The sequence below is a fragment of the Teichococcus aerofrigidensis genome, from assembly GCF_054073225.1.
In genome coordinates, this window is record NZ_JBSXMU010000220.1 from 1 (window position 1) to 2558 (window position 2558).

Here is a 2558-nt window from a genome sequence, read left to right on the forward strand (position 1 = left end):
GGCTTTCCCTTCGACGCGCTGCTGCTCTCGCCCGGCATCCCGCACCGCCTGCCGCGGCCGCCGGCGTGCCCGTGCTCTGCGACGCCGAGCTGCTCCATCGCGCCCTGCGCGCCGCGGGCAGCACGGCGCGCCTTGTCGGCATCACCGGCACCAACGGAAAGTCCACCACCACCGCGCTGATCCACCACCTGCTGCGGCAGGCCGGGCGGATCTCGGCCGTGGGTGGCAATCTCGGCCCGGCCGCCCTCGGCCTGCCGCTGCTGCCGGGGGACGGCACCTACGTGCTGGAGATGTCGAGCTACATGCTGGAGCGCGTCGAGACGCTGCGCTTCGACGTGGCCGTGCAGCTGAACCTGACGCCCGACCATCTCGACCGCCATGGCGGCATGGAGGGCTACGCGGCCGCCAAGGCGCGCATCTTCAACCGCCAGGGCGAGGGCGATGCCGCGGTGATCGGCATGGACGATGCCAGCGGCCCGCGCTTCGCCCACGCCACCGCGGCGCGCGTGATCCCCGTCTCGGGCGGCACGCCGCAGCCGGGCGGCGTCTGGGCCGAGGGTCGCCTGCTGCGCGACGACGGCGGCATCCTGGCCGATCTCGACGAGGCCGCCGCCCTGCCCGGCCGCCACAACGCGCAGAACGCCGCCGCCGCCGCCGCCACGGCGCTCGCCCTCGGCCTGCCGCGCGAGGGCCTCGCAGCCGGCCTCGCCAGCTTTCCCGGCCTGCCGCACCGGCAGGAGCGCGTCGGCGCGCGCGACGGCGTCGTCTTCATCAACGACAGCAAGGCGACCAATGCCGACAGCGCGGAGCGGGCCCTGGCCAGCTACGACCGCGTCGTCTGGATCGCCGGCGGCGTGCCGAAGGCGGGCGGCATCGACAGCCTGGCGCCGTGTTTCCCCCGCATCGCCCGCGCCCTGCTGATCGGCCAGAGCGCGGCGGACTTCGCCGCCACCCTCTCCGCCGCCGGCGTGCCGGTGGAGATCGCCGGCACGCTGGAGGCGGCGGTGCCGGCGGCGCTGGCCGCCGCGCGCGCGCTCGGCGCCGGCGTGGTGCTGCTCTCGCCGGCCTGCGCCAGTTTCGATCAGTTCAGCGGCTTCGACGCGCGGGGCGACGCCTTCCGCGCCCTCGTCGCCGCCTTGCCGGAGACCGTGTGATGGCCCTCTCCCGTGCCGATACCTCCGTCGTCGGGCGCTGGTGGTGGACGGTGGACCGCTGGACGCTCGCGGCGCTGCTGATGCTGGTGGGCTTCGGCTATGTCATGCTGCTGGCGGCGAGCCCGGGCGTGGCGCAGCGCATCGGCGCCTCCTCGCGCGACATCTTCATCCTGAAGCAGGTCTTCTTCCTGGCCGCCGCCACCGGCGTCATGGTCGCCATCTCGCTCATGTCGGTGAAGCAGGTGCGGCGCGTGGCGCTGCTGGGCTTCCTGGGCGCGCTGCTGCTGACCGCCGCGACGCTGTCGATCGGCGTCGAGATCAAGGGCGCGCGGCGCTGGATCCATCTTCCCGGCATGACCATCCAGCCCTCCGAGTTCCTGAAGCCCTGCTTCGCCGTGGTCGCCGCCTGGCTGCTGGCCGAGGCCAGGACGCTGGGACGCTGGGCGCCGGCGGCCGCCATCGTGATGTTCCTGATGGTGGTGGCGGTGCTGGCCAAGCAGCCGGACATCGGCATGCTGCTGGTCGTCGCCTCGGTGTTCTGCGCGCAGCTCTTCATCGTCGGCATCAACATGATGCTGGTGGGCGTCTGCGGCGTGGCCGGCGTGCTGGGCGCCATCGCCGCCTATTTCACCCTGCCGCACTTCCAGTCGCGCATCGACCGCTTCCTCGATCCCGCCTCGGGCGACACCTACCAGGTGACCATCGCCATGGAGGCTTTCGGTCATGGCGGGCTGCTCGGCGTCGGCCCCGGCGAGGGCCGGCTCAAGGGCCTGCTGCCCGACGCGCATGCCGACTTCGTCTATGCCGTCGCCGGCGAGGAGTTCGGCCTGGTCATCCTGCTGCTGATCCTCGGCGTCTTCGGCTTCATCGTGCTGCGCGGCCTGCTGCGGCTGCTGGGCGAGAAGGACATGTTCATCATCCTGGCCGCCACCGGGCTGCTGACGCAGTTCGGCCTGCAGGCCTTCATCAACATGGGCTCGGCGCTGCACCTGATCCCGACCAAGGGCATGACCCTGCCCTTCATCTCCTACGGCGGCTCCTCCGTCGTCGCGGTGGCCGCCGGCATGGGCATGCTGCTGGCCCTGACGCGGCGGCGCATCGCCCGCATGGCGGAGGGCGCGTGAGCGCTCCCATCGTCATCGCCGCCGGCGGAACCGGCGGACACTTCTTCCCCGCCGAGGCGCTGGCGGCGGAGTTGCTGCGGCGCGGCCACCGCATCGCGCTGATGACCGATGCGCGCAGCGCCGATTACGTCACCCCCTCCTTCGCGCAGGGCGAGCGCTACGTGCTGAAGGGCGCGGGCCTCGCGGGCCGCGGCCTCCGGCGCGCCGCGGCCGGGGCCGTGGCGATGGCGGCCGGCATGGTGCAGGCGCGGCGGCTGCTGCAGGGCCTGCGCCCCAGCGC

Annotated in this window: 2 protein-coding genes and 1 pseudogene; all 3 read left to right on the plus strand. The window is 73.4% G+C overall.

The features are described 5' to 3' along the window. Positions 1-1154: pseudogene (murD, locus tag ACVMLK_RS20675) on the plus strand (UDP-N-acetylmuramoyl-L-alanine--D-glutamate ligase); the annotation flags it as partial. Further along, a complete protein-coding gene (locus tag ACVMLK_RS20680; protein ID WP_198366104.1) occupies positions 1154-2278 on the plus strand; it encodes an FtsW/RodA/SpoVE family cell cycle protein in 1125 nt (374 codons plus the stop codon). The pseudogene murD and the gene ACVMLK_RS20680, both read left to right, overlap by 1 nt. Further along, the coding region (locus tag ACVMLK_RS20685) for a glycosyltransferase (protein ID WP_457487495.1) at positions 2275-2558 on the plus strand (284 nt) is incomplete at its 3' end. The genes ACVMLK_RS20680 and ACVMLK_RS20685, both read left to right, overlap by 4 nt.